Genomic DNA, 25,286 nt, shown 5'->3' with positions numbered 1-25,286 from the left:
CCTCCATCATTGAGCCTGTTATCACCCCGCTCAGGAGCAGGAAAGTGCTGAACTATAGCAAATCATCGCAGCAACCGCTTTGCTATCCAGTCAACAATATCACGTAAAGCCTTATCGAAGTTACGCATCGCCGGCGTCAGCGATACCGGCAGCAGCCTGCCGTCGCTGGAGGATTGCACAATCAGCTTCGACTCCTCCTCCGGGCTGAAGAGGTCGTTCGGCCAGAAGGCGGAAAGCAGCGGCGTGGTGGTGCGTCTGCCCAGCAGCCCCTGGGTTTTCAGGGAGTATCGGCCCAGCTCGGCGCGCAGGGCTGAGTCCGCCGCGTTCATCATGCCCAGGCGGCTGGCGAGCACGTCCATCATCATCTCCGGCACATGGTCCTGGAGCACGCTATCGCTGAGGAGATGATGCACCACCGGGCCGACGCAGGCGACCGCGCGCAGACGCTGTGACTCAAGATAGGCCAGCCGTACCGCCACGTTAGCGCCAAAGCGGAAGCCGAAGGCCGCCACGCGGGTGTGATCGACCCAGGGTACATTTTCCAGCTGACGCAGCACCTGCTGGTGCAGAAAGCTGGTGTCCTGGGTGAGCGTCCACTTCGACGAAAACCCCACTGAAGGCATATCGATGGTTAGCATGGCGATCCCGCGCGGGGCAAGGTAGTCATGAAACAGGCGATAGCTGTCGGTTTGCAGCGCGTCCAGCGTGCCGCACAGCAGCACCGTAGGATAAGGCGCACTGACGCCTGCGGGCATATGCAGAAAGCCCTCAATCGGGCTGCCGCCGGGGATAGCGAACGTCAGCGCTCTCAGCTCGCCCGACAGACGCTTTGTGGCCTCTTCGTAGGCGCGGTTAGCCATCAGCTGCGCCTGGTCGGCCAGCTCATCGCCTTTCAGATGCGGGTAGCCCGCCACGCCGAGCAAATTGGCGGCATGCAGCCAGCAGCGCCCCGCCTCTTCGTCGCGGGTGGCGGCGCTGGCCCGTTGCTGCCACTGCGCCGCCTGGGAAGACCACTCGTAAATCCAGTTGCCGCCGCGATAGCCGATCACCGTATCCAGCAGGCTTTCATCGGTGTGCTCCGCGCGGCTGTTGGCGATTCTGGCAAGCACCTCGCCGATCTCAAGCGGCGGCAGGCCGCGCCACGTCCAGAGTACGCGGTTAATCATCCGGTACCAGCCAGCGTGACTCTCCCCCTCCAGCGCCGAATGAACCGGCAGCGGCTTATGCAGATGTCGGCGACGCACTAAGGATGAGGTTTCAGGGTGTTTGAAGCGCGGTTTGAACAGCTCTTCGCTCAGATTTTTCGGTGACATAGCGTGGCGGTCCTCCGGCGCACAGGGCATGGGACCAGTCTACCCCAGGCCCTGCGGCTGCGCTAACCGTAAAAACAGCAACGCCCGGCAGAACCGGGCGTTGCGTTGACCGGGATCAATCAGCCTTTAACAATGGGCGGAATATAGGCCACGCCCATATCCCACGGCTGTTCAATCCAGGTGTTCTGCGGAATATCAACCACATAGTCGTCAACCAGCGGGCGACCGGCAGGCTTGGCGAAAATGGTCACAAAGTGGGCTTTCGGATACATCTCGCGGATCGCCTGCGCGGTACCGCCGGTATCCACCAGATCGTCAATGACGATAAAGCCTTCACCGTCGCCTTCAGCGCGCTTAAGGATTTTCATTTCACGCTGATTGTCGTGATCGTAGCTGGAGATGCACACGGTATCCACATGGCGAATACCCAGCTCACGGGCCAGCAGGGAAGCGGGAACCAGTCCGCCGCGGCTGACCGCGATAATGCCTGTCCACTGCTCAACGGGAAGCAGGCGCTGAGCCAGTTTACGGGCATGGATCTGCAGCATGTCCCAGGTGACGATGTATTTTTCGCTCATAAAGGTGTCCCGACCAGTGGTGTTGGCTTAAAAATGTACTATGGGTGAGGTTGCGCGGAATTATAGAGATCTGAGGCGCTAAAAACCAGCACCGATCGGCCTCCAGCCCGCTTTTTTGCTGTTGCGAAGTAAGCATCCCCGTTGAAACGATGATATTCTTTGCCAACAGCGTCAGATCCGCTGACGCGAGCTGTTTAACCGCTAATCTTGCTCGCCATCCACGGCTCATGCTAAACGATGGTGCTGGCACAGGAGAGTTATCGTGTCTGAATTATCTCAACTGTCACCACAGCCGCTGTGGGATATCTTTGCCAAAGTCTGCTCTATTCCGCACCCCTCTTATCATGAAGAAGCCCTGGCGCAGTACATTCTGGGCTGGGCGAAAGAACAGGGCTTCTGGGCCGAACGCGATGAAGTGGGCAATATTTTGATCCGCAAACCTGCCACCGCCGGGCTGGAAAATCTGAAGCCGGTGGCGCTGCAGGCGCACCTGGATATGGTGCCGCAGAAAAACAACGACACGGTTCACGACTTCACGAAAGATCCCATCCAGCCGTGGATCGACGGCGAATGGGTTAAGGCGCGCGGCACCACCCTGGGCGCGGATAACGGTATTGGCCTGTCCTCTGCGCTGGCGGTGCTGGCGGATAAAAACGTTGAGCACGGCCCGCTGGAAGTGCTGCTGACCATGACCGAAGAGACCGGCATGGCGGGTGCGTTTGGCCTTCAGCCCAACTGGCTGCAGGCAGACATCCTGATTAACACCGATTCGGAAGAAGAGGGTGAAATCTATATGGGCTGCGCGGGCGGCATTGATTTTACCGCGACGCTGCCGATCGACCGTGAAGCGGTACCCGAAGGCTTCGCGCATATTCAGCTCTCCCTTAAGGGCCTGAAGGGCGGCCACTCCGGCTGTGATATTCACGTCGGCCTGGGTAACGCTAACAAGCTGCTGGCCCGCTTTCTGTTCACCCAGGCTAAGGCACTGGATCTGCGCCTGGTCGACTTTACCGGCGGTACGCTGCGTAACGCTATCCCGCGTGAGGCCACGGCGACGCTCGCCGTCCCGGCAGACAGGCTGGACGTACTGAAAAGCCAGGCGCTGCACTATCTGGAGACGCTAAAAAGTGAGCTGGCGCTGAAAGAGAAGAACATTAATCTGGTGGTGGAGAACGTGGCGGCCAGTGGCCCGGCGCTGACCGCAGCCAGCCGCGACGCCTTTATCGCGCTGCTGAACAGTACGCCAAACGGCGTTATCCGCAACTCTGACGTAGTAAAGGGCGTGGTCGAAACCTCGCTAAACGTCGGCGTGGTGGCGATCCGCGAAAACGAAGCGGTAATCAACAGCCTGATCCGTTCGCTGATCGACAGCGGTAAAGAGTACGTGGTGGAAACCCTGACCGCGCTGGCTGAACTGGCCGGCGCCACGGCGCGGGCGAAAGGCAGCTATCCTGGCTGGCAGCCGGACGCAACTTCGCCGGTGATGGCGCTGGTGGGGGAAACCTACAAAAAGCTGTTTGGCAGAACGCCAAACATTCAGGTGATCCACGCGGGTCTGGAGTGCGGTCTGTTTAAAAAGCCCTATCCGGATATGGATATGGTTTCCATCGGGCCAACCATCACCGGGCCACATTCGCCGGATGAGCAGGTCCATATTGCCAGCGTGGGCCTCTACTGGCAGCTGCTGACGGCGCTGCTTAAGGCTATCCCGGCGAAATAAGCCTGACCGGCAGGCGGACCCTGTTCCGCCTGCCGCTTCCCTGCGGGCCGTGCGCCTGCCCCTGTTGCTGCCCGCTCTTACCCGCTATAAACCCAATAGCAGCTGACGTTCAATCTGGGGATTGAGCAGCGTCACGTGCAGCCCGACCAGCCTGACGCCGCGCCCACTTCGCCGCTCCTCCCAGGCCTTCTTCGCCACCGCAATCATGTCGTCTTTATTAAGCTCGGGCCAGACGTGCTCCTGCGTGGTCTGCTGGAAATCATTAAACTTTAGCTTGACGCCCTGGCGGGCAATCAGCCGGTCCGGCTTAATTTTAATCAGGCGGCGCTCCAGCTCCTCATAAAGGAAGTCGATAATTTTCAGGCACTCTTCCCAGCTGTGGATATCCTCCGACAGGGTACGCTCAACGCCGAGGGATTTGCGCAGGCGATCGGTGACCACCTCCCGCTCATCAATGCCGTTACAGCGCTCCCACAGCACCCGGCCAAACTTGCCAAAGCGCCGGAGCAGCGCGGCAAGATCGGTCTTCTGCACGTCGCCGCAGGTCATCAGCCCCATTTCCTCCAGCTTTTTGGCCGTCACCTTGCCGACGCCGGGGATCTTCGCCAGCGGCAGCGTCAGCAGAAACTGCGACATTTCATCAGGGGTTATCACGAACTGCCCGTCGGGTTTATTCAGATCGGAGGCAATTTTGGCGACAAATTTCACCGGCGCTACCCCTGCCGAGGCGGTCAGATTCAGCTCCCGACTGATGGTCTGGCGAATTTCGCGCGCCATCAGCGTGGCCGACCCGTGGCAGTGCAGGCTGTCGGTGACGTCAAGATAGGCTTCATCCAGAGAGAGCGGCTCAATCAGGGAGGTATAGCGCGAGAATATTTCACGAATATGGGCGCTGGCTTCTTTGTAGGCATCGAAACGGCCAGGCACCACCTTAAGATGCGGGCAGAGCTTAAGCGCCATCGCGGTGGACATGGCGCTGTGTACGCCAAACTTGCGCGCCGGGTAGTTGGCGGTGCTGATCACCCCCCGCTTAAGATGGCTGCCGCCGATAGCTATCGGGATATTGCGCAGGCTGGGATCGTCGCGCATCTCTACTGCGGCATAAAAGCAGTCCATATCGACGTGAATGATCTTCCGCATATCCCCCTCCAACTGTACTGGATAAGTATACAGCGAAATAAGCGAATGACAATATTACCCGTTTGGCCAAAGCACACCGGCAAAGGGCTGAGCCACACTTTTATTCAGTATTTTATACTCTGCTCTCTTGATAAAAAAATAGACAATGCTAATGTGACGCAGCAATAGCGGCTATTAACTGATATTGCCTGTAAACGCGTCCCGGACGCCGCATCCACCCCTCCTTTTTCAAGGGAACCAGAATGGGCAAAATCGCACTCCTTTTTGCGATGTTTTTTCTGCCAGCCGTTGTTTTCGCCAGCGTACCCACCACCCCGGTACTGCCGCTGGCACCGGTAAGCAAAGAATTAAAGAAACAGCTAATTGGCACGCCTGTGTATATTCAGATATTCAAAGAAGAACGCACGCTTGAGCTTTATGGCAAAATTGGCAACGATTATCGTTTAATAGACAGCTATCGAATTTGTAATTTCTCTGGTGGCCTGGGGCCTAAGCGCCGTCAGGGAGATTTTAAAAGTCCGGAAGGATTTTACAGCGTCGGGCTTTCCCAGTTAAAACCTGACAGCCGCTTTTATCGGGCGATTAACGTCGGCTTCCCCAACGCCTACGATCGTCAGCAGGGATATGAAGGGAAATATCTGATGATCCACGGCAGCTGCGTGTCTATCGGCTGTTATGCGATGACCGATACCAATATTCAGGATATCTATCGCTTTGTGGAAGCCGCGCTGCGTAACGGTCAGCCACGTATCGAATTAAGCATCTATCCGTTCCGCATGACCGAAAGCAATATGCAGCGTCACCGTAACTCGGTGTACTACAGCTTCTGGCAGCAGCTGCAACCGGGCTACGCCCAGTTTGTGCAGACCCACCTGCCGCCTTCGGTCAGCGTCAGCGACGGTCACTATGTGCTGAATAGCCCGGGGTCACTGCTCAGCGCCCCGGCTACCGGTTCAACGCTGGCGCTCACCCAGACAAAATAGCGCCCAGTCGCCTGGCGCAATTTTGTGCCAGGTTTCATTGCCCGTCAGGGGCTGGGTAGCGATCACCGTGACCACGTCATTCGGCGTGGTCTGCTTCTGAAAATCAATCTCAACGTCCTGATCCAGCAGCGTCGCCTTGCCAAACGGTGCCCGACGGGTTATCCAGAACAGATTCGTCGAGCAGAAAGCCATCAGATAGCGGCCATCCGACAGCAGCATATTGAATACGCCCTTTTTCCGCAGCTCCGTCGCCAGTTCGGCAATATAGCGAAATACCGCAGGCCAGTTGCCCGGCGTGCGCGGATAGCGCGTGGTCAGCTTGTGCAGCAGCCAGCAAAATGCCTGCTCGCTGTCGGTCTCGCCGACCGCCCGAAAGGGACCGGTATCCAGCGTCCGGTAGCCTTTCAGCTGCCCATTATGCGCATAGGTCCAGTTGCGGCCCCACAGCTCGCGGGTAAAGGGATGCGTATTTTCCAGCGCCACCTCACCCCGGTTCGCCTGGCGAATGTGCGCCACCACGGAATGCGATTTAATCGGATACTCCTGCACCAGCCGTGCGACAGGCGAATTAAAGCTGGGTTGGGGATCCTTGAATGTGCGACAGCCTTTTCCTTCATAAAACGTAATCCCCCAGCCATCCTTGTGCGGACCGGTTCCCCCACCGCGCTGGACAAGACCGGTAAAGCTGAAACAGATGTCCGTAGGAACGTTGGCGCTCATCCCGAGCAGTTCACACATAGCGACTACCTCGCAGTAAGGCCCTGCTACCAGGGCCGGGAAAGGGTTACTTCGCCATCTCTTTTTCAATCAGCAGGATCAGGATATGAATAACCTTGATGTGGATCTCCTGAATGCGATCGGCATAGCCGAAGTGCGGCACGCGGATCTCTACGTCAGCCAGGCCATCCATCTTGCCGCCATCTTTGCCGGTCAGGATGATCACCTTCATGCCCTGCGCACGCGCGGCCTCAATCGCCTTCAGGACGTTGGCCGAATTACCCGAGGTTGAGATACCAAACAGCACGTCGCCCGTGCGGCCTACCGCCTCAACGTAGCGTGAGAAGACATAGTCGTAGCCGAAGTCATTGCTGACGCAGGAGATATGGCTGACGTCCGAGATGGCAATGGCCGGATAGCCCGGACGGTTTTCCCGGTAGCGTCCTGTCAGCTCCTCAGCAAAGTGCATCGCATCGCAGTGCGATCCGCCGTTGCCACAGGAAAGGACTTTGCCCCCCGCTTTAAATGCATCTGCCAGCAGCACGGCCGCGCGCTGAATGGCATGGATATTGGCGTCATCGCTCAGGAAATGGGTGAGCGTTTCGGCGGCTTCATTGAGTTCTGCACGAATGATGTCCTGATACATAGAGAGATCCTTTTAAGTGAGGTCGCCGCCAGTTTATCAACTTGCAGGAGGGGGGAACAGCACCCTTCCTGCCGGTCCAGACGTTTCACGCGTGATACACGCGGAGTGTGAGCCAGGTTGTAATTATTATGTAACCAGATTGCTAATAAAAACCATCTCAACTACATATACTCCTAACAGGTCAGACCTCTTACTTCTGGAGAAATTTTATGCTGGCTCTTAGCTGCCTTGCGACGATCGTCCTGATTGCCGCCCTGTTTTATCATCGCGTAAACCTGCCGTTAAGCAGTCTCGCCCTGCTGGTATGGTGCATTGCCTGGGCCGCAGGTGGCGTCTGGACGCCATGGCTGCTAATTCCGCTGGCGGTGATTCTGCTGCCATTAAACCTGCTGCCCGTAAGGCGGGCGATGTTCTCTAAGCCGATGCTGCGCACCTTTCAAAAGGTGATGCCACCGATGTCGCGTACCGAAAAAGAGGCGATTGAGGCGGGCACCACCTGGTGGGAAGGCGAGCTATTTCGCGGCAATCCCAACTGGCAGAAGCTGCACGACTACCCGCAGCCGCGCCTCACCGCCGATGAACAGGCTTTTCTGGCCGGGCCGGTAGAGGAAGCCTGCCGTATGGCAAACGACTTCGCGATTACCCATGAAATGGCCGATTTGCCGCCCGAGCTGTGGGCCTTTCTGAAAGAGCACCGCTTCTTCGCGATGATCATCAGGAAAGAGTACGGCGGCCTGCAATTTTCCGCTTACGCCCAGGCGCTGGTATTGCAGAAGCTGGCGGGCGTCTCCGGCATTCTGGCGATCACCGTGGGCGTGCCCAATTCGCTTGGTCCCGGCGAGCTGCTTCAGCATTACGGCACTGATGCGCAGAAAAATCACTATCTGCCGCGTCTGGCCCGCGGAGAGGAGATCCCCTGTTTTGCCCTGACCAGCCCGGAAGCAGGTTCCGATGCCGGTGCCATTCCCGACACCGGCGTTGTCTGCATGGGTGACTGGCAGGGACAGCAGGTATTGGGTATGCGCCTCAGCTGGAATAAGCGCTACATTACCCTCGCGCCGATTGCGACAGTGCTGGGGCTGGCGTTTAAGCTTTACGATCCCGATCATCTGCTGGGCGATACCGAGTCGCTGGGTATTACCTGCGCGCTGATCCCTACCCATACGCCGGGCGTGGAGATCGGTCAACGTCACTTCCCGCTCAACGTGCCTTTCCAGAACGGCCCGACGCGCGGCAAGGATATTTTTGTTCCCATTGATACCATTATCGGCGGGCCGAAGATGGCCGGGCAGGGCTGGCGGATGCTGGTCGAGTGTCTCTCGGTGGGACGCGGTATCACCCTCCCCTCCAACTCAACGGGCAGCCTGAAAAGCATTGCAATGGCTATCGGGGCCTACGCCCATATTCGCCGCCAGTTCCGCCTGCCGATAGGCAAAATGGAAGGTATTGAAGAGCCGCTGGCGCGTATCGCCGGTAATGCCTGGATGATGGATGCCGCCGCTTCGCTGATTACCTACGGTATTGTGCTGGGTGAAAAACCGGCGGTGCTCTCCGCCATTGTTAAATACCACTGCACCCATCGCGGGCAGCGGGCGATTATTGATGCGATGGATATCGCCGGTGGCAAAGGGATTATGCTCGGCAAGGGCAACTTCATTGCCCGTGCCTATCAGGGTGCGCCGGTGGCCATCACCGTGGAAGGGGCAAATATCCTCACCCGCAGCATGATTATCTTCGGCCAGGGGGCGATTCGCTGCCATCCGTATGTGCTGACCGAAATGGCGGCGGCACAAAATCACGACCTCGCTACTTTTGACCGCGCGCTGTTCAGCCATATCGGTCACGTCGGCAGCTGCGCCGTGCGCAGCCTGTGGCTGGGTATTACCGGCGGACGCACCAGCCGCGCGCCAACCCGCGATGCCACCCGCCGCTACTATCAGCACCTTAACCGCGTGAGTGCCAATATGGCGCTGCTTGCCGATGTCTCGATGTCGGTAATGGGCGGCAGCCTGAAGCGACGTGAGCGCATCTCTGCCCGTCTGGGCGACGTGCTCAGCCAGCTTTATCTCGCCTCTGCGGCACTCAAACGCTTTGAAGATGAAGGCCGCAATAAGGCCGATCTGCCGCTGCTGCACTGGGGCGTGCAGGATGCGTTAAAGCAGGCGGAAGACGCTACGGACGCGCTGTTAAGGAACTTTCCTAACCGCGCCGTCGCGGGTCTGCTTCGCCTGACGATATTCCCGCTGGGCCGCCGCTGCCTGCCGCCGTCAGACCGGCTGGATCACCAGCTGGCGCGCATCCTTCAGGTGCCGTCCGCGACCCGCAGCCGCATTGGTCGCGGCCAGTATCTGACCGCGTCAGAGCATAATCCGGCCGGACAGCTGGAAGAGGCCCTGCTGGACATAATGGCAGCCGAAATCATTCACGACCGCCTGTGCAAAGAGCAGAAAAAAAACCTGCCCTTTACCCGCCTGGACGCGCTGGCGAAGCAGGGGCTGGAGCAGCAGTGGCTGAATGAAGAGGAGGCCGCCATCCTGACCCGCGCCGAAGCCAGCCGCCTGCGCTCGATTAACGTTGATGAGTTTGAGGCCGATGCGCTGGCGACCCAGCCGCTTAGCAGGGCGTCCGGGCCTCAGCCTCCATCTGCGTCTGAGGAGCAGGAGCAGGAGCAGGAGCAGGAGCAGGAGCAGGAGCAGGCTACATTGCAAAAGATACCTGATGATGCAAGAAAAACGGCCATAGCCTGACGTTATTGACTCAACCTCCCTTCCCCTTCAACGCAAATCAGCGGCTGAAGGGGGAGGATAGCGACGAACGAAAGCTGAAAATCCACCGGGCCAATAACCGCCGGTGGGAAGCGTTCAGCGTTAACGGAAACCCATACCCCGCCAAAGAGAAAGCTGTACAGCGTTAACCGTCCTGCCGCACGCCAGTCGTCAGTATCTCAACCGTTCTGCCGCACACGAGCGATCAGCGCGTCGATATTCTCCACATGATCCGCGGCCAGGATCAGCGTTCTGCCCAGCGCGATCGCCTGGCGTACGCACTCCACCTTCATCACCTCATCTTCAATCGTTTTGATGTCAGCCACCTGCGACATCCCTACCGTACGGCGGATAAGCTCGGTACCGCAGTATCCCAGGGTATCGCACCACACCTTACGCAAAAAGGCCGCGCCGTAGCCCGGCCAGGCCAGCGCGCGATCGCGCGATTTCTCAGCGGTCAGCGTCAGGAAGCGATCCGCAAAGCTTTGCCAGGTGACACGTACGTCGTTCAGGCGTTTCTCGCGGGCGTCTGCCGCCTCTCGGGGGGCCAGCAGCCCCGGGAGCGCACAGTAGTTAATCAGCAGATTGCCGAGCGCGCTACCCACGTCAAACCCGATCGGGCCGTAGTAGCCAAACTCTGCATCAATCAGCTTCAGCGTATTGTCACCCACGAAGATTGAACCACTATGGACATCGCCGTGGAGCAGCGCTTCAGCATGAGAGAAAAAGCGGTGCTTAAGCGCCGCCACCTTGAGACGAAGCTCGTCGTCATCCCGCAGCGAGGCGGCCAGCGGCTCCAGGGCGCGCGGATAGCCGTTACGCTCATGCACTTCGTACGGCTCGTTGAAAAACAGCTCTTCGGTAATGTCGCACAGCTCGGGATTGGTAAAGCGAATCACCTCCGCTTTTTTCTGATACGGATGCTGGTAGAAGTCAGAGGTATGAAACAGCGTCTGCGCCAGATATTCACCAAGCTGCGCGGATGCCTGCGGATAGTCCCGCCCCCTAACCTGCTCGCCGCGCCAGATCGCCAGGTGGGAGAGATCTTCCATCACCATCACCGCCAGCTCGGGATCGTGATGCAGGATCTTCACCGTATATTCCGGGCAATACTGACCGTGGATCTGCAATACCTCGGCTTCAATGCGCGCGCGATCGAGCGTCAGCGGCCAGGATTCACCCACGCAGCGCACATAGGGTAGCGCCTGCTTGACAATGACCCGGCTGTTGCCGTCGCGGTCGAATATCTTAAATACCAGATTAAGGTTGCCGTCACCGATCTCCTGCGACTCAACCAGACTGTCCGGATTTTCAACACCGCCATACTGGCGGGCATATTCCACGGCATCCGCTGCAGTGAAAGTACGATATTGCGACATCAACTCACCCTCATTAGCCCATTGCTGTCTGCCCGCTGCCTCACAGAAACGTTCGCGTGACGTTAATTTGTTGCAAACAAGCCGTGCAGACGTCTATACATCCGTCAGGCATGTTGGCACAATATCGCCTGACGACGCAACCAGGATTTTACTTCTCATGCAGACACTGAGCACAACCAGCTTACAAGTTCGTGACAATCAGCTTTGGATCCTCGATCAGCAGGCGCTTCCGCAGCAAAAAAACTGGTGCCCGACGCCTGATGTGGCCTCGCTGGTGGGTCATATCAAAGCCCTGCGGGTGCGTGGTGCGCCGCTCATTGGCCTTTCTGCCAGCCTGCTGCTGGCGCTGCTGGCGGAGAACGGGTTGCCAAAAGCCGAACTGGCGGCGGCGCTGGAGGTGCTGCGGGCCGCCCGCCCCACCGCCGTCAATCTGATGAATAATCTCGACCGCATGAAGCAGGTACTGGCTCAGGCACCGGACAACGTAGCCGCCGCGCTCAGCAGGGAAGCCCTGCGCCTGGTCGGGGAGGATAAGGCGCTGTGCGAGAGTATTGCGACGGCGGGGGCTGCGCTTATCAAACCGGGCAGCCGCCTGCTGACCCACTGCAATACCGGCGGGCTGGCGACTGCCGGTGTGGGCACCGCGCTGGGGGTCATTGCGCGCGGCTGGCAGCAGGGCAATGTCGAAAACGTCTGGGTGGACGAAACCCGCCCGCTACTTCAGGGTGGACGCCTGACGGCCTGGGAGCTGGGCGAACTGGGTGTGCCCTACCAGCTGATTTGCGACAGCATGGCCGCCAGCCTGATGGCGCAGCAGCAGGTTGACGCCATTTGGGTCGGTGCCGATCGCATTGCGGCCAACGGCGACGTTGCCAATAAAATTGGCACCTACAGCCTGGCGGTGCTGGCTCACTATCACCGCATTCCCTTTTACGTTGCCGCCCCGCACACGACGCTCGACAGCAGCTGCCCGGACGGTAACGCTATCCCTATTGAGCAGCGCGCCGCCAGTGAAGTCACCGGCGTGGCGGGCAGCTTTGGTGACGTGCAGTGGGCCCCGGAAAACGCCCGGGTTTATAACCCCGCCTTTGACGTCACGCCAGCCGCCCTGATTAGCGGCTGGGTGCTGGATACCGGCGTGGTCACCCCGGCAGAGGTTGCCGCAGGTGCTTTCTACGGCAGGCGCGGATAAGCATCCGCTATCGCGTCGCCGGTAAAGTTGGCAATCCAGCCTTCCTGATTATCGAAAATGCGGATAGCGGTAAAGTGGGGTGACGAGCCCATATCAAACCAGTGCGGCGTGCCTGCCGGAACGGATATCAGATCGTTCTTCTCGCAGAGGATCTGATAAATATGTCCATCCAGATGCAGGCAGAACAGACCCGCGCCCTCCACAAAGAAACGCACCTCATCTTCACCGTGCGTATGCTCAGACAGGAACTTCGTGCGCAGCACCTCCCTCTGCGGGTTATCGGCACGCATGCTGATAACGTCCCAGCTCTGGTAGCCTTTCTCCGCCACCAGCCGGTCAATCGCATGCTGATACGCGTTAATCACCGTGTCAGCATCGGGGTTTTCACCCAGATCGCGATCCGCTTCCCAGCGCTCAAAGCGCACGCCTTTTGCATTTAGCTGCTGGCGGATTTCGTCAGCATCGGTGCTGTGCCACACCGGCCTGGTGGCTTCGCTGTCGGTAAACAGGGTCAGTGCACTCATAGTGAAAACGACTCCAGGTTAATCTGATCAAAACGGTTTACCTGACGGTGCCGACTCTGTGTGTCTGCCCCGTCACGCACCAGCTGTAGGGTCTGCCAGCCCGCGTCTTGCGCGGCATCCAGCTCCTGATGAATATCGGATAAAAACAGGTGTTCGTGCGGCTGTAAGCCGGTCTCATCGGCGATATTGCGATAGGAGAGCGTATCGCGCTTGGCTCCCACGTGGGTGTCAAAGTAGCCGCTGAACAGTCCAGTAATATCACCCTCGTCGCTGTAGCCAAATAACAATTTTTGCGCAGGGACTGAGCCTGAGGAATATACATAGAGATCAATCGCCTGCTGTCGCCACTTTTCCAGCGCGGGCAGGACATCCGCATAGAGATGACCCGTAAAGCTGCCGTTAACATAGCCGTCGCGCCAGATCATGCCCTGGAGCGCTTTCAGCGCGGTGGACTTGCGATCCTCGTCCATAAATGCGAACAGCACGGTAATCAAATCTTCCGTGGTGGCCTGCGGCTGGGCTATCTCATCGCGCAGATCGTTCAGCGCCTGGGCCACCTCATCACGATGCTGAAAGGCGGCAATAAAGGCCGCGAGGTTTTCCCGCGCGTAGGGGAAAAGCACATCATGAACAAAACGAATATCGCTGGTGGTTCCTTCAATATCGGTAACAATTGCGCGGATCATTTGGCCTCCAATAGCCGACGTTGTAGTTCGCACTGGAAGAGAAACTCCAGCCCTTCAAGATGGCGTCTTGCCTCACTGACGTCCCGTCCCCAGCACGTCAGCCCGTGTCCCCGCAGCAGAAAACCATAGCGCAGCGGCTGATGCTGAGCGTACTGGTCAATACGGCCCGCCAGGGCATCAATATCCTGATCGTTATCGAACAGTGCAACCGACACCCGATCAAGATGCGAGGTCTGTCCGGCCAGCGTTTTCTGCATTTCATAGCCCTGCAATTCTAATGCGGCCCCCTTCGCAATACGTGAGAGGACGGTCGAATTGACGGTGTGGGTATGCAGTACCGCGCCCGCATCGGGAAACAGCCGGTAAATCAGCGTGTGCAGCCCGGTCTCTGCCGACGGCTTTCGGCCAGAGGGGACGAGGTTGCTGGCAATTTCAACCTGAATAAAGTCATCGCGGGTCAGCGCGCCTTTGTCTTTGCCGGACGCGCTTAACAGGCAAAACTCAGCATCCTGACGTATCGACATATTGCCGCCGGTGGCCGGTGCCCAGCCCCTGGCACCGATCCAGTGGCAGGCGGCCACCAGCTGATCTAACTGCGGAGTGAGGGTCATAGGTTTCCTTTTCTCTGCCGGATCGGCGAGCATAACGTTAGCGTTTAGACGTCTAAGCGTCTCGATTGCCAAATATTAACATCGAGGCTATAGTGGCAGCAAGACACCTCCAACACATCATTAATTCCCAACGGATTTCACTCTGCCGCAACAGTCACAGGGTGCCAGTCCGGGATAAGCGTTTCGCAAGGGTTACCGATAATGAGCCAGACGTCACTGACACCGCAGAGCAAACTTCCCGCTCTGGGCACCACTATTTTCTCGCAGATGAGCGCGCTGGCGCAGCAGCACAACGCCATTAACCTTTCTCAGGGCTTTCCCGATTTCGACGGGTCGGACTACCTGAAAGCGCGTCTGGCCCACCACGTCAGCGCGGGCGCAAATCAGTATGCGCCCATGACCGGCGTGCAGCCGCTGCGCGAGGCCATTGCCGCGAAAACAGCGGCGCTTTACGGCCACCAGCCCGACAGTAACAGCGAAATCACGGTCACCGCCGGTGCTACCGAGGCGCTCTTCGCCGCCATTACCGCCCTGGTGCGGCCGGGTGATGAGGTTATCTGCTTCGATCCCAGCTATGACAGCTATGCGCCTGCCGTCACCCTCGCGGGGGGCATCATGCGGCGCGTGACTCTCCAGCCGCCGGGGTTTCACGTCGACTGGTCGGCGTTTGCCGCCCTGCTCTCGCCGCGTACCCGACTGGTTATTCTGAATACGCCGCACAATCCCTCTGCCACCGTCTGGCAGAAAAGCGATTTTGAATCCCTGTGGCAGGCCATTCGCGGGCAGGAAATTTACGTGTTAAGCGATGAAGTGTATGAGCATATCTGCTTCGCGGAGGCGGGCCACGCCAGCGTGCTGGCCCATGCTCCGCTGCGCGAGCGCGCTATCGCCGTCTCTTCGTTCGGGAAAACCTACCATATGACCGGCTGGAAGGTGGGATACTGCATAGCGCCGCCCGCGCTGTCGGCTGAGGTGCGCAAGGTACATCAGTATCTGACCTTTGCGGTAAATACGCCGGCCCAGCTGGCGCTGGCCGATATGCTGAATGCCGAGCCGGAACACTATCGCGAACTGCCCGAATTTTATCGTGCCCGACGCGACCGCTTTATTCAGGCGCTGGAAAAAAGCCGCCTGAAGGTGCTGCCCTGCGAAGGAACCTACTTTCTGCTGGCCGACTACAGCGCGATTTCCGATCTGGATGACGTCGCGTTCTGCCAGTGGCTCACGAAAGAGGTGGGCGTGGCGGCTATTCCGCTGTCGGTATTCTGCGCCGGACCTTTCCCTTATAAACTGATCCGCCTGTGCTTTGCCAAACAGGAAGCCACGCTGGATGCTGCCGCGGAGCGCCTGTGTCAACTTTAAATCTGACCGTTCTCCAGCAGCCGCTGGTCTGGATGGATGGCGAAGCCAATCTGCGCTTTTTCGATACGCTGCTGGCCGACCTGAAGGGGCGCGATCTGATTGTGCTGCCGGAGATGTTTACCACCGGGTTTGCCATGGAGGCGGCGAAAAGCTCCCTGCCGGAAGCGCGGGTGACAGACTGGCTGCATGAGAAAGCGAAGGCCACCGGGGCGCTGGTCGGGGGCAGTGCTGCCATTCAGACCGCAAAAGGCGCGGTTAACCGTTTTCTGCTGGTGGAGCCGGGCGGTAAGGTGCATCGCTATGATAAGCGACATCTGTTCCGCATGGCCGATGAGCATCACCATTACCTGGCGGGCGACCGTCGGGAGATAATCGAGTGGCGCGGCTGGCGGATCCTGCCGCAGGTCTGCTATGACCTGCGTTTCCCGGTGTTCTCACGCAGTCGCAATGATTACGATCTGGCGCTTTACGTGGCTAACTGGCCCGAAGCGCGCGCCGCCCACTGGCAGGCGCTGCTGCTGGCCCGCGCCATTGAGAATCAGGCGTACATCGCCGGGTGCAACCGCGTGGGCAGCGACGGCAACCACCATCACTACAGCGGCGACAGCCGAATTATCAGCCCGCAGGGTGAGATCCTGGCGGCGGGCGAGCCGCATCAGCCCGCCGTGTTAAATGCTGAACTGTCTCTGGAAACGCTGAGCGACTATCGCGAGCGCTTCCCGGCGTGGCGCGATGCGGATACCTTTACCCTCTGAGCGGGTGTTCTGTACGCGCCAGCTGACCGCCAGGCAGGTAAAACGAAGGCGGCTGGCCGGTAACCCGGCGGAACATGGTGGAAAACGACGATCCGCTGTCGTAGCCCAGCGCCAGCGCCACCCCGGATACCGGCGTTCCCTCCACCAGCCTGCTGAGCGCGACAACCACACAGGCCCGCTGCCGCCAGGCCATAAACGACATCCCCGTCTGCTTAAGGAAGTAGCGCCGGAAGGTGCTCTGGCTCATAAACAGCATGGCGGCCCAGTCATCCGCCGCATCGTGGATATCCGGCGCGGCCAGAAAGGCCTGACACCGCTTCAACAGCTTTTCCTCACGTGGCAGGGGGATATCAAACTGGCGGCAGGGCATCAGTGCCAGCTCTTCCAGCAGCAGCGAGATCAGCAGGCGATCGCGCGGCGAGTCGTAGAGTGGATCCAGCATTACCGCCTCAATCAGTAGCTGCCTCAGCAGCGGCGACACGCTGATAATTTTGCACGCCTCCCCGACGTTCAGCCTGCTGGCGCTGGTGGGTTCGATATAGAGGCTGCGCGTTGAAACGCCGGTAAACTTCACGCTGTGCGCCATCTGCGGCGGGATCCATACCGCATGCTGCGGCGGCACGGTCCAGCGCCCCATATCCGTGGTGACTTCCATCAGCCCGGTAGCGCCATATAAAATCTGCGCCCGCCGGTGGCGGTGCGTGGGAAGCCGATACCCCTCCGGATAGTCGTTACCCACCGCCACCACTTCGCGGGCGAGCGCATCATAATCATCAATATGCACGTTACGCATCTACACCGTCACCCCCCAGCCTGACCGATTCGCAAGGGTAAATGAGCGCCGCAGAAATGGGAAGCGCCAGGTTCCCACGTTAGGATCGTCGCTTAACGCATCTGATGGAATAAATGAATGGCGGAGTTAATAACGATTTTACTCGCGGGTTTTGTCACCGGCATCACCACGGTGCTTTTTGGCTTTGGCGGCGGCTTTGTGGTGGTGCCTTTTGTCTATCAGATGCTGGTGCGCCAGCCCGACCTGTCCGACAGCGCCATGCATATTGCCGTCGCGACCTCCACGGCGGTGATGATATTTAACGCCGGCTGGGCAAGCAGGCAGAACTGGCGGGCGGGCAGGCTGTCAGCCGCCATGCTGTTTCCGCTGGCAGGGTACATCGCAATAGGGGCTGTAATGGGATCGCTGCTTGCCGGAGAGATTGCCGATCGGACCATCCGGCTGCTGTTTATGATTTATATGCTGGTTACCCTGGCAGACTGCCTGATGCGCAAAGGCTTTCTACACCGCCCCGCCCGGCGCAGGCTTTCGGCCTTAACCTCTGGCGTCGGCGGGGTGGCGATCGGCCTGGTGGCGGCACTGCTTGGCGTGGGCGGCAGCGTGATGACCGTACCGCTGCTCAGGCGACATGGCTACACAATGCGTGACTGCGTAAGCGCGGCGAATCCGCTCTCCCTGCCCGTTGCCGTTTGCGGCGCGGCTGTCTATATCGCAAGCGGGCTACAGGCGGTCAAGGCCCCCGGCTACCTCGGCTTTATCAATCTGAAAATCCTGGCGCTGCTGACGCTGGCAGGCTGGCTGGGCATTCTGTTTACCCGCCGCGTGGTTCCGGCCGTACCGGATGCCCTGCACGCCCGCGTTTATATTGCCCTGCTGTTGGCGGTGCTGGTCGCGATTGTGCTGTGACGTGGCCAGCGCACGACAGAGAGTGTTATGCCGGAACCGCTGAAATTTCCGGACGGTGATTTTTTCAGTACCCTCTTCTTTAAAGGATGGCCTCTACCGATGCCCGCCGTCGTCAGGCACAGACGCGATCGTTCCATGCGTCGCGGTAGATAATATTTCCTTCCGTAAACGTCCAGGTGATTGCCTCATAACGCACTTCAAGCGTTTCAAGGTGGGTGCTACTTATGCCGTTAGGGGCAAGATAAGGCGAAACCGTGGTAATTTTGACGTTTTCCATGATGATATTGAAATATTCAGACTCAATGCCTGATTCAAAAATTCGGTACATCCTGACCAGGGCTTTTTTCAGTGTGCGACCTTCACATACAGCGCGATAAAGGAGTGGCGTTGTCTGATCGAACTCTTTCACTATTACGACAGGCCGATGAACGCGCGTGCCCGTAAGTTTTCCCCAGCCCGACTCTACAGGAATGGTTACACCATGCGAAAAAGATTTTAATTCGATTGAGCCTAAGCGTTGTGGAATTAAACAACTGCCAACAACAGGAGAGCCATTTTCATCTTCAAGCCACAAATGTGCGGGAGCAGACATGTTATTTCCTTATAAATAAATTTTAAAGGGCGCTAACGTTCAGTAGGTTACCATTTCACGTAGCGGCCAAAAATAAATAGCATGAAAAGGAGAAATATGGGTACCGGCCATATTGGGCCATCAGGGAAAAAACGCACCAGAACGACGGCAAAAATCAGTGTTAGCACTGCGGGGCCGTACATCGAAAACAATGACCTGAACAATCGTCTAAAAAACCTTCGGATAAGATTCATCATGGCTATCTAATCATGTTGATAATGATATCTTTAATGTCATCATCCGACGCCCACCTTGCTTTAAGCGCACCCGCTTTTTCAAACAATGGCTCTGTCAGGAAGTACATCATTTCCAACTCTCGAGCATAGAGCGCAGCGTAGAATGCAGGGTAAGTAAATTGAAGGCGATGTGCGCTTTCTGCTGCTTTCTGAATGATGCCATATATGCCAACAGCCGCGATCCCCCTCGAAGCCCAGTTGCCTAAGAGTGCGCTGATTTCGAGATTTAGGTTCAAACCAACGGCGACGGACGATGCTGCCGCTAAGGCGAATCCGGCGTTGGTGAGTGAGCTGGCGGCTATATGGACATTCACTGCCATAAGCATTTTTTTGATATTCTCAAGTTGTTCTGAGGCCCTGTATCGGAAGAGTTCTTGAAAGTAAATCTTAAGCATTTCATATACAACATCTTCATGTCGCAGAAGATAATATACCCCTTTAGCAAATCGAATATCTTCGATCTTTTGCTGCTGGCAGACGTCCTGATATTCGTCAGTAAAGCAGGATGTGTAATACAGCGCACGTTTTGCACCTGCGCTTATTGTATCCACCTTCTTTGATACCATCTTGCCGACGCCTGTAAAGGCGTGGTCGAGCTTCAGTGCGAGGATTTTATTGGACTGTAAAAAGCCTATAACTTCATTACCGTAATACATTATCGCTCCATGATAATTTTTACTCATCCCTTTCGGAGAGTATATGCCTTCGGTACTGATGAGTAAATGAGCATTTATTTCATAAAATGAGAGGCAAGTCTGAATTATAAAAAATTCCGCTCTTTTATTTTCAGTAATATTCCAGTCATTCCAGTCATTCCAGTCATTGCATCTGTAATAGCTGAGCATCACCCATCATTATTTGAGGGAATTGGCAGGGATGCGCAAGCCGGGGCGGATGAGGTGGATTCACGGCCGGTTTAACTGCCCCGGTAGGTGGACCATGACCAGGGGGAGATCAGAAATGGCAGATGGTAATGGCTGCCCGATTCAGGCAGGACAAAATCAATCTGTGCGCTGACGTAAAGGGCATCGCGCCCGCTGGCTGCGAAGTAGTCACCAATCTCCGCCGTCAGGCGATAGCGCCCCGGCGGCAGCGGGTTCGGGGTTAAAGCCTTCAGTCGCCCGTCACCATCTGTATGGCCCTGAGCGATCGCCCGCCAGCCACGCTGCTCCTGTCGTTCCAGCGCAATAGCTACCCCAGCCGCCGGTTTGCCCAGCGCGGTGTCCAATACATGTGTGCTAATCGTGCTCATTAAACGTCTCCTTCAGGCGCAGCAGGGTGATTTCCCGCAGCTGATCGAGCGCTTCCTGGCGTTCCTGCTGCGGCGTATTAAGCAGGCGGCGATGCAGCTCGGTCAGGATCTCTTCGCCACTGCGGCCCCTGGCGCGGATTAAAAATACCTGTGCGAAACGCTGCTCGTAGGCCATGTTCCCTGCCCGCAGCGCCTGCCGGAGTTCACTATCCTCGCGGCTGACCTGCTGCTGCTCACCTCTGGACAACCTCGCCTCTTTGCTATTCCCCGAGGCATTTTCGCCAATGCGCGGATGCGCAGAGAGCGCAAGGCTTAACGCCTGCTCATCCCAGCGACGGGCCAGCTCGCTTCCGGCCCTGAGTAAATCGTCCAGCGAGGCAAAGGGGCGGGCCGCGACCAGGGCGGCGGCCCACGCTTCCAGCGCCACGCAGTGTGCAATCTGGTTTTTAGCCTCATCAGCCGTCGCCTGATTAAAATATTCCAGCGTCATAAGATTCCTCTAAATCTGCCCATCCCGTTACTCACTTAATGATAGCGCCACATTGCATACGGCCTGCTGATACGCCTGAAGCGCCAGCGCCACGTCGCTTTCCATCACCGATTCCGCCGGATGGTGGCTGATCCCCCGGTCGTTACGCACGAACAGCATTCCCACCGGCCAGCGCTCCGCGATGGCGATTGCATCATGGCCCGCGCCGCTGGGCAGCGACAGGCTGCGACCCTGAACCCGATCCACAGCGAGGCTCAGCGCCGCCTGGAGTTTCTCATCGCAGCCCGTCGCCGGGATGTGATAATACTCATCGGCGCTGAAGGTCAGCCCACGGCGCAGCGCAATCGCTTCACCCTCGTGCAGTAATTCCGCCAGCAGCTCGGCCAGCGCCCGATCGTCCGGCCCGCGTACGTCCAGCGTCAGCTGAACCTCGCCGGGAATAACGTTTACCGCGCCCGGCTGGCACTGTAGCGTACCGACGGTGGCGACCAACTGCGGATGGCGTTTTTGCGTGGCCTGTTCAATAAATACCATCCATCCGGCGGCGGCGGCCAGCGCATCCTTACGGTGCGTCATCGGCACCGTTCCGGCATGGCCCGCCTCGCCGGTAAACCGGCAGTTCAGACGACGGGCACCGTTGATGGCGGTCACGACCCCAAGCGCAAGTCCTGCCTGCTCCAGGCATGGCCCCTGTTCAATATGCAGTTCGAGATAGGCAGCGATATCATCTGCTCTGCGCGCGGCGTTCTGCACCGCGGCCCCGTCCAGGCCGACCTGATCCATCGCCTGCGCCACCGTGACCCCGTTAGCATCAGGATGGTTAACCCAGCTCTCCGGCCAGCGGCCGGTCAGCCCCCGGCTCCCCAGCAGCGTAATGCCAAACCGCGTGCCTTCCTCATCACCAAAGCCTATCACCTCAATCGCCAGCGGCAGACGCTGGTTTTGCTGATGCAGCGCCTGCACAACTTCTATTGCCGTCAGGACGCCCAGCATGCCGTCGTAGCGACCGGCATTACGCACGGTATCAAGATGCGACCCCAGCAGCAGCGCAGGCGCGTCTGCGCTTTGTCCCTCGTAGCGACCGCAGATATTGCCGACGCTGTCCTGCCAGACCCGCATGCCCGCCGCTGCCATCCACGCCCCCACCTGCGCATTGGCGCGCAGATGCTCGGGCGACAGATAGACGCGGGTCAGGGCGCCTGCCGTTTCACTGATTTCAGCCAGTGCGTCACAGCGTGCCATCACCCGTGCAGCGGCCAGCGTGGCGCTGGCTTCGCTCATCTGGCAATCACTCATCAGCCGTTCTCCTGCGCATAGCGATCCCACGCCGACTGCATGGCCGCGCCCTGGGTCGTTTGGTAGCCAAGATGCGTCAGCACCGACTCCAGCGCGCTCAGGGTGGTCATCACGCACGCTTTGCGCGCGTTGTAGCCCATGGTGCCAATACGCCACACCTTGCCGTGCAGCGGGCCAAACGAGGTGCCGATTTCAATGCCAAAATCCTCCAGCATCAGATGGCGCACCTGGTCACCGTTGATCCCCTTTGGAATCACCACCCCCAGCACGTTGCTCATCTTATGTTGCAGATCGCCAAAGACCTCCAGCCCCATACCCTGAATGCCTTTCAGCAGCGCATCGCCGTGCAGCTGGTGGCGGGCAATCCCCTTTTCCAGCCCCTCTTCCAGAATCACCCGGGCGCATTCGCGTGCGCCGAACAGCGCGCTGGTGGCCTCGGTATGGTGATTCAGCCGCTCCGGTCCCCAGTAGTCCATGATCATGCCGAGATCGAAATAGTTCGACCAGATCATCTCCTCTTCACCCTGCTGGTGATCGGCGGTGCGGATCCCCTGCTCCACGCATTTACGCCGGCGGATCGCCGCCTCCATTTGCGGGCTGAGGGTGACAGGCGAGGTGCCTGACGGGCCGCCAAGGCACTTCTGCATCCCGGCGGAGACCGCGTCCAGACCCCAGGCGTCGGTTTCCAGTACGTTACCGGCCAGCGACGCGGTGGCATCGGTGTAGAACAGCACGCCATACTTTTTACAGATGGCACCCAGCTCGTTCAGCGGCTGAAGCATCGTCGTGGAGGTATCGCCCTGCACGGTCAGCAGCAGGCGCGGGCGCACGGCTTTGATCGCGTCCTCGATCCTGTCCGGCGTAAAGACCTCGCCCCAGGGCACCTCGATGGTGTGCACCTCCGCGCGGCAGCGGCGGGCAATTTCACACAGCAGATGACCAAAACGACCGAATACCGGCACCAGCACTTTGTCGCCGGGGCGGATCGCCGACAGTAAAATCGCCTCGATCCCGGCGCGGGAAGTACCGTCAATCAGCAGCGTCCAGCGGTTTTCGGTGCGAAACACGCCGCGATACAGCGCCATCACCTCGTTCATGTAATGGGTCATCGCCGGGTCATACTGGCCGAGCAGCTGGCTGGACATCGCGCGCAGCACGCGGGGGTCGGCATTGATCGGGCCGGGGCCCATCAGCAGGCGCGGAGGCGGGTTAATCTGCGGGTAGTGGCTTAATTCCATCTGTTCTCTCCTTTGTCAGTCGCCCTGCGCCTGGCCGAGGCCGCGCACGGACGAGATAAACTGTTTCAGTTCCTGGGTCTGCGGGTTGGCAAATACCGTCCTGCTGTCTCCCTGCTCCCAGACGCGGCCCTGATGCATAAACACCACGCGATCGCCCACTTCCCGGGCGAAGTTCATTTCGTGAGTGACCAGAATCAGGGTCATGCCCTCGCGGGCCAGCTGCTCAAGCACCTTTAACACCTCGCCGACCAGCTCGGGATCGAGCGCAGAGGTGATTTCGTCGCACAGCAGCACCTTTGGCGACATCGCCAGCGCACGCGCAATCGCCACGCGCTGCTGCTGTCCGCCAGAGAGGTTTGCCGGGTAGTAGTTCATCCGGTCGCCGAGCCCGACCTTTTCCAGCATCTGCGCCGCCAGCGTGCGACACGCGGCTTCGCTCTTTTTCAGCACGCGGCGCGGCGCCAGCATGACGTTTTCCAGCGCGGTCATGTGCGGGAACAGATTGAAGTTCTGGAAAACCATGCCGACCGATCGGCTGATCTCGCGCGCCTGCGAGTCGCGGTGGGTGATGGTCATACCGCCCAGCTTGATGCTGCCCTCCTGATAGGCTTCAAGGCCATTCATACAGCGCAGCAGGGTGCTTTTGCCGGAGCCGCTGCGGCCAATAATCGAGATCACTTCGCCCATATCGACGTCGAGATCCACACCCTTAAGGACGTGGTTATCACCGTAGTATTTCTGTACCTGATTAATGGTGATGAGCGGCATTGAATTTCTTCTCCAGATACTGGCTGTAGCGGGACAGCGGATAACACATCAGGAAGTAGCCCAGCGCCACCAGCCCGAACACTTTAAAAGGTTGATAGGTCACGTTATTCAGGATGGTGCCGGCTTTGGTCAGTTCGACAAAGCCGATAATCGACGCCAGCGCGGTGCCTTTCACCACCTGTACGGCAAAGCCCACGGTGGGGGCAATGCCGATGCGCAGCGCCTGCGGCAGCACCACCCGCCAGAGCGTCTGCCCGGTATTCAGTCCCAGGCAGCGTGAGGCTTCCCACTGCCCTTTCGGCAGCGCGCTGATGCTCCCGTGCCAGATATCCACCAGAAAGGCGCTGGTATAGAGCGTCAGCGCCAGCGAGGCGGCGGTCCAGGGCGAGACGTCAATGCCAAACAGCGCCACGCCGAAAAAGGCCAGAAACAGCTGCATCAGCAGCGGCGTCCCCTGAAAAAGTTCGCTGTAACAGCGCACCAGCCGCGTCGGCCAGCGTCGGCGACTGAGGCGAACCAGTACCAGCGGTAGCGCCACCACCGTGCCGCCGAAAAAAGCGGTCAGCGACAGCAGCAGGGTCCAGCGTGCGGCCAGCAGCAGATTGCGAACAATGTCCCAGTCGGTAAAAGTGGTCATCTCTGCGCTCCTCTCAGCCATTTACGCCCGGCGGCCAGCAGCAGCAGCCGCATCGCCACCGACAGCGCAAGATAAATCAGCGTGGTCACCAGATAGACCTCAAAACTTAAAAAGGTCCGCGACTGGATCAGGCTGGCGGCAAAGGTCAGTTCCTCATACGAAACCTGCGATACCACCGACGACCCCAGCATCACGATAATGCACTGGCTGACCAGCGCCGGATAAATGCGCTGTAGCGCGGGCGGCAGCACCACCCGAAGAAACGTCTGGCTGCGGCTTAGCCCGAGCACGCGCCCGGCTTCCCACTGCCCCTGCGGGGTGACCTGGATCCCGGCGCGAATAATTTCCGTGCTGTAGGCCCCGAGGTTAATCAGCATCGCCAGCAGCGCCGCCTCGCCCGCGGTCATTTTCAGCCCCAGATTCGGCAGGCCAAAAACAATAAAGAACAGCTGAACCACAAACGGCGTGTTGCGGATCAGCTCCACGTAGCCGCCCCACAGGCGGCTGAGCAGCGTGGGCCTGCCGCTACGCAGCGCGGCGCCCAGGATCCCCAGCCCCACCCCGCCCACGGTGGCCAGCACCGTCAGCTGGACGGTAACCCAAAGTCCGGCCAGCAGTTCCGGCCAGAAGGGCCACAGCGCAGGGAAATTAAGTTGTCCCATCATTGC

General features: G+C 58.7%; 26 protein-coding genes. 7 read left to right on the top strand and 19 right to left on the bottom strand.

All coding sequences use genetic code 11. From position 1 onward, the window contains the following. Nucleotides 1–62: 62 nt before the first annotated feature. A complete protein-coding gene (gene frsA, locus A1830_RS09145; protein WP_067704920.1) occupies nt 63–1,313 on the bottom strand; it encodes an esterase FrsA in 1,251 nt (416 codons plus the stop codon). 119 nt (nt 1,314–1,432) lie between these two features. Beyond that, complete coding sequence (gpt, locus tag A1830_RS09140) at nt 1,433–1,891, bottom strand: xanthine phosphoribosyltransferase (protein WP_067704917.1); 459 nt, start codon at nt 1,889–1,891, stop codon at nt 1,433–1,435. Between the two features lie 262 nt (nt 1,892–2,153). Between gpt and pepD the strand changes: the two genes are divergently transcribed. After that, nucleotides 2,154–3,611 carry a beta-Ala-His dipeptidase gene (pepD, locus tag A1830_RS09135; RefSeq protein ID WP_082804132.1) on the top strand — a complete coding sequence of 486 codons (1,458 nt, stop codon included), beginning with the start codon at nt 2,154–2,156 and terminating at the stop codon, nt 3,609–3,611. An 84-nt stretch (nt 3,612–3,695) separates the two neighbouring features. Here pepD and dinB read toward each other — a convergent pair whose 3' ends face one another. Further along, complete coding sequence (gene dinB / locus A1830_RS09130) at nt 3,696–4,751, bottom strand: DNA polymerase IV (RefSeq protein WP_067704911.1); 1,056 nt, start codon at nt 4,749–4,751, stop codon at nt 3,696–3,698. Nucleotides 4,752–4,993: 242 nt separating this feature from the next. Here dinB and dpaA point away from each other — a divergent pair, with 242 nt between their 5' ends. Then, complete coding sequence (gene dpaA / locus A1830_RS09125) at nt 4,994–5,734, top strand: peptidoglycan meso-diaminopimelic acid protein amidase (RefSeq protein ID WP_067704908.1); 741 nt, start codon at nt 4,994–4,996, stop codon at nt 5,732–5,734. On the opposite strand, the gene A1830_RS09120 is transcribed toward dpaA, so the two are convergent. After that, nucleotides 5,705–6,472, bottom strand: a complete 768-nt coding sequence (locus A1830_RS09120) for a class II glutamine amidotransferase (protein WP_067704905.1) — start codon at nt 6,470–6,472, stop codon at nt 5,705–5,707. The genes dpaA and A1830_RS09120 overlap by 30 nt on opposite strands. A 46-nt stretch (nt 6,473–6,518) precedes the next feature. Beyond that, entirely contained in the window at nt 6,519–7,097 is a 579-nt protein-coding gene (lpcA, locus tag A1830_RS09115; RefSeq protein WP_067704903.1) for a D-sedoheptulose 7-phosphate isomerase, read from the bottom strand. 209 nt (nt 7,098–7,306) lie between these two features. Between lpcA and fadE the strand changes: the two genes are divergently transcribed. Continuing rightward, nucleotides 7,307–9,844 carry an acyl-CoA dehydrogenase FadE gene (gene fadE / locus A1830_RS09110; RefSeq protein ID WP_073980985.1) on the top strand — a complete coding sequence of 846 codons (2,538 nt, stop codon included), beginning with the start codon at nt 7,307–7,309 and terminating at the stop codon, nt 9,842–9,844. Between the two features lie 197 nt (nt 9,845–10,041). Here the strand turns inward: fadE and mtnK are convergent, their stop codons facing one another. Further along, entirely contained in the window at nt 10,042–11,241 is a 1,200-nt protein-coding gene (gene mtnK / locus A1830_RS09105; protein ID WP_067704901.1) for an S-methyl-5-thioribose kinase, read from the bottom strand. 157 nt (nt 11,242–11,398) lie between these two features. Here mtnK and mtnA point away from each other — a divergent pair, with 157 nt between their 5' ends. Further along, entirely contained in the window at nt 11,399–12,433 is a 1,035-nt protein-coding gene (mtnA, locus tag A1830_RS09100; protein WP_067704899.1) for an S-methyl-5-thioribose-1-phosphate isomerase, read from the top strand. Here the strand turns inward: mtnA and A1830_RS09095 are convergent. Genes A1830_RS09095 through A1830_RS09085 form a run of 3 tightly spaced genes read right to left on the bottom strand, consistent with a single transcriptional unit; the run spans nt 12,415 to nt 14,254 of the window. Beyond that, complete coding sequence (locus A1830_RS09095; protein WP_067704896.1) at nt 12,415–12,957, bottom strand: 1,2-dihydroxy-3-keto-5-methylthiopentene dioxygenase; 543 nt, start codon at nt 12,955–12,957, stop codon at nt 12,415–12,417. The genes mtnA and A1830_RS09095 overlap by 19 nt on opposite strands. Continuing rightward, entirely contained in the window at nt 12,954–13,643 is a 690-nt protein-coding gene (mtnC, locus tag A1830_RS09090) for an acireductone synthase (RefSeq protein ID WP_067704894.1), read from the bottom strand. Before mtnC ends, A1830_RS09095 begins: the two co-directional genes overlap by 4 nt. Then, nucleotides 13,640–14,254 (bottom strand): methylthioribulose 1-phosphate dehydratase, encoded by a 615-nt coding sequence (locus A1830_RS09085; RefSeq protein ID WP_067704892.1) that lies wholly within the window; start codon nt 14,252–14,254, stop codon nt 13,640–13,642. The genes mtnC and A1830_RS09085 overlap by 4 nt, the downstream gene beginning before the upstream one ends. Nucleotides 14,255–14,455: 201 nt before the next feature. On the opposite strand from A1830_RS09085, the gene A1830_RS09080 reads away from it, so the two are divergent. Continuing rightward, nucleotides 14,456–15,616 (top strand): pyridoxal phosphate-dependent aminotransferase, encoded by a 1,161-nt coding sequence (locus tag A1830_RS09080; RefSeq protein ID WP_067704891.1) that lies wholly within the window; start codon nt 14,456–14,458, stop codon nt 15,614–15,616. Beyond that, the gene (locus A1830_RS09075; RefSeq protein ID WP_067704889.1) at nt 15,604–16,371 is read left to right on the top strand and encodes an amidohydrolase; all 768 of its coding nucleotides are present in this window, start codon (nt 15,604–15,606) and stop codon (nt 16,369–16,371) included. Before A1830_RS09080 ends, A1830_RS09075 begins: the two co-directional genes overlap by 13 nt. Here the strand turns inward: A1830_RS09075 and A1830_RS09070 are convergent. Further along, nucleotides 16,361–17,164: an AraC family transcriptional regulator gene (locus A1830_RS09070; protein WP_067704887.1), complete on the bottom strand. Its 804-nt coding sequence runs from the start codon at nt 17,162–17,164 to the stop codon at nt 16,361–16,363. The genes A1830_RS09075 and A1830_RS09070 overlap by 11 nt on opposite strands. A 117-nt stretch (nt 17,165–17,281) precedes the next feature. Here A1830_RS09070 and A1830_RS09065 point away from each other — a divergent pair, with 117 nt between their 5' ends. Next, nucleotides 17,282–18,070 carry a sulfite exporter TauE/SafE family protein gene (locus A1830_RS09065; protein WP_067704881.1) on the top strand — a complete coding sequence of 263 codons (789 nt, stop codon included), beginning with the start codon at nt 17,282–17,284 and terminating at the stop codon, nt 18,068–18,070. A 112-nt stretch (nt 18,071–18,182) separates the two neighbouring features. On the opposite strand, the gene A1830_RS09060 is transcribed toward A1830_RS09065, so the two are convergent. The 9 genes from A1830_RS09060 to A1830_RS09020 form a co-directional block, all read right to left on the bottom strand. Then, nucleotides 18,183–18,662: an Hcp family type VI secretion system effector gene (locus A1830_RS09060; protein ID WP_067704878.1), complete on the bottom strand. Its 480-nt coding sequence runs from the start codon at nt 18,660–18,662 to the stop codon at nt 18,183–18,185. 238 nt (nt 18,663–18,900) lie between these two features. Next, nucleotides 18,901–19,593 carry a hypothetical protein gene (locus A1830_RS09055; protein WP_067704876.1) on the bottom strand — a complete coding sequence of 231 codons (693 nt, stop codon included), beginning with the start codon at nt 19,591–19,593 and terminating at the stop codon, nt 18,901–18,903. Between the two features lie 260 nt (nt 19,594–19,853). Next, nucleotides 19,854–20,189 (bottom strand): hydroxyisourate hydrolase, encoded by a 336-nt coding sequence (gene uraH, locus A1830_RS09050; RefSeq protein ID WP_067704869.1) that lies wholly within the window; start codon nt 20,187–20,189, stop codon nt 19,854–19,856. Continuing rightward, complete coding sequence (gene uraD / locus A1830_RS09045; protein WP_067704865.1) at nt 20,176–20,679, bottom strand: 2-oxo-4-hydroxy-4-carboxy-5-ureidoimidazoline decarboxylase; 504 nt, start codon at nt 20,677–20,679, stop codon at nt 20,176–20,178. The genes uraH and uraD overlap by 14 nt, the downstream gene beginning before the upstream one ends. A 27-nt stretch (nt 20,680–20,706) precedes the next feature. Continuing rightward, nucleotides 20,707–21,975, bottom strand: coding sequence for an allantoate amidohydrolase (gene hpxK / locus A1830_RS09040; RefSeq protein WP_067704863.1), 1,269 nt, complete (start codon nt 21,973–21,975; stop codon nt 20,707–20,709). Further along, nucleotides 21,975–23,213 (bottom strand): pyridoxal-phosphate-dependent aminotransferase family protein, encoded by a 1,239-nt coding sequence (locus tag A1830_RS09035; protein WP_067704861.1) that lies wholly within the window; start codon nt 23,211–23,213, stop codon nt 21,975–21,977. The genes hpxK and A1830_RS09035 overlap by 1 nt, the downstream gene beginning before the upstream one ends. 15 nt (nt 23,214–23,228) lie before the next feature. Next, a complete protein-coding gene (locus A1830_RS09030; protein ID WP_067704857.1) occupies nt 23,229–23,981 on the bottom strand; it encodes an amino acid ABC transporter ATP-binding protein in 753 nt (250 codons plus the stop codon). After that, entirely contained in the window at nt 23,962–24,618 is a 657-nt protein-coding gene (locus A1830_RS09025) for an amino acid ABC transporter permease (protein ID WP_067704854.1), read from the bottom strand. The genes A1830_RS09030 and A1830_RS09025 overlap by 20 nt, the downstream gene beginning before the upstream one ends. Further along, nucleotides 24,615–25,283 carry an amino acid ABC transporter permease gene (locus A1830_RS09020; protein ID WP_067704851.1) on the bottom strand — a complete coding sequence of 223 codons (669 nt, stop codon included), beginning with the start codon at nt 25,281–25,283 and terminating at the stop codon, nt 24,615–24,617. The genes A1830_RS09025 and A1830_RS09020 overlap by 4 nt, the downstream gene beginning before the upstream one ends. Nucleotides 25,284–25,286: the final 3 nt, after the last annotated feature.

Source organism: Erwinia sp. ErVv1, assembly GCF_900068895.1.
In the GTDB taxonomy this organism is placed as follows: domain Bacteria; phylum Pseudomonadota; class Gammaproteobacteria; order Enterobacterales; family Enterobacteriaceae; genus Erwinia.
The sequence above is the reverse complement of the archived record's forward strand: the minus strand, read 5'-3'. Positions and strand labels throughout refer to the sequence as shown.

Excerpts from the sequence above, each read along its gene's own strand:
- A1830_RS09070 (WP_067704887.1), bottom strand. The coding sequence starts at position 17,164 with ATGCGTAACGTGCATATTGATGATTATGATGCGCTCGCCCGCGAAGTG.
- gpt (WP_067704917.1), bottom strand. The coding sequence starts at position 1,891 with ATGAGCGAAAAATACATCGTCACCTGGGACATGCTGCAGATCCATGCC.
- mtnA (WP_067704899.1), top strand. The coding sequence starts at position 11,399 with ATGCAGACACTGAGCACAACCAGCTTACAAGTTCGTGACAATCAGCTT.
- A1830_RS09065 (WP_067704881.1), top strand. The coding sequence starts at position 17,282 with ATGGCGGAGTTAATAACGATTTTACTCGCGGGTTTTGTCACCGGCATC.
- A1830_RS09030 (WP_067704857.1), bottom strand. The coding sequence starts at position 23,981 with ATGCCGCTCATCACCATTAATCAGGTACAGAAATACTACGGTGATAAC.
- A1830_RS09020 (WP_067704851.1), bottom strand. The coding sequence starts at position 25,283 with ATGATGGGACAACTTAATTTCCCTGCGCTGTGGCCCTTCTGGCCGGAA.
- mtnC (WP_067704894.1), bottom strand. The coding sequence starts at position 13,643 with ATGATCCGCGCAATTGTTACCGATATTGAAGGAACCACCAGCGATATT.
- dpaA (WP_067704908.1), top strand. The coding sequence starts at position 4,994 with ATGGGCAAAATCGCACTCCTTTTTGCGATGTTTTTTCTGCCAGCCGTT.
- A1830_RS09060 (WP_067704878.1), bottom strand. The coding sequence starts at position 18,662 with ATGTCTGCTCCCGCACATTTGTGGCTTGAAGATGAAAATGGCTCTCCT.
- uraD (WP_067704865.1), bottom strand. The coding sequence starts at position 20,679 with ATGACGCTGGAATATTTTAATCAGGCGACGGCTGATGAGGCTAAAAAC.
- frsA (WP_067704920.1), bottom strand. The coding sequence starts at position 1,313 with ATGTCACCGAAAAATCTGAGCGAAGAGCTGTTCAAACCGCGCTTCAAA.
- mtnK (WP_067704901.1), bottom strand. The coding sequence starts at position 11,241 with ATGTCGCAATATCGTACTTTCACTGCAGCGGATGCCGTGGAATATGCC.
- A1830_RS09080 (WP_067704891.1), top strand. The coding sequence starts at position 14,456 with ATGAGCCAGACGTCACTGACACCGCAGAGCAAACTTCCCGCTCTGGGC.
- fadE (WP_073980985.1), top strand. The coding sequence starts at position 7,307 with ATGCTGGCTCTTAGCTGCCTTGCGACGATCGTCCTGATTGCCGCCCTG.
- A1830_RS09025 (WP_067704854.1), bottom strand. The coding sequence starts at position 24,618 with ATGACCACTTTTACCGACTGGGACATTGTTCGCAATCTGCTGCTGGCC.
- hpxK (WP_067704863.1), bottom strand. The coding sequence starts at position 21,975 with ATGAGTGATTGCCAGATGAGCGAAGCCAGCGCCACGCTGGCCGCTGCA.
- A1830_RS09085 (WP_067704892.1), bottom strand. The coding sequence starts at position 14,254 with ATGACCCTCACTCCGCAGTTAGATCAGCTGGTGGCCGCCTGCCACTGG.
- lpcA (WP_067704903.1), bottom strand. The coding sequence starts at position 7,097 with ATGTATCAGGACATCATTCGTGCAGAACTCAATGAAGCCGCCGAAACG.
- A1830_RS09120 (WP_067704905.1), bottom strand. The coding sequence starts at position 6,472 with ATGTGTGAACTGCTCGGGATGAGCGCCAACGTTCCTACGGACATCTGT.
- dinB (WP_067704911.1), bottom strand. The coding sequence starts at position 4,751 with ATGCGGAAGATCATTCACGTCGATATGGACTGCTTTTATGCCGCAGTA.
- A1830_RS09055 (WP_067704876.1), bottom strand. The coding sequence starts at position 19,593 with ATGTATTACGGTAATGAAGTTATAGGCTTTTTACAGTCCAATAAAATC.
- A1830_RS09035 (WP_067704861.1), bottom strand. The coding sequence starts at position 23,213 with ATGGAATTAAGCCACTACCCGCAGATTAACCCGCCTCCGCGCCTGCTG.
- uraH (WP_067704869.1), bottom strand. The coding sequence starts at position 20,189 with ATGAGCACGATTAGCACACATGTATTGGACACCGCGCTGGGCAAACCG.
- A1830_RS09095 (WP_067704896.1), bottom strand. The coding sequence starts at position 12,957 with ATGAGTGCACTGACCCTGTTTACCGACAGCGAAGCCACCAGGCCGGTG.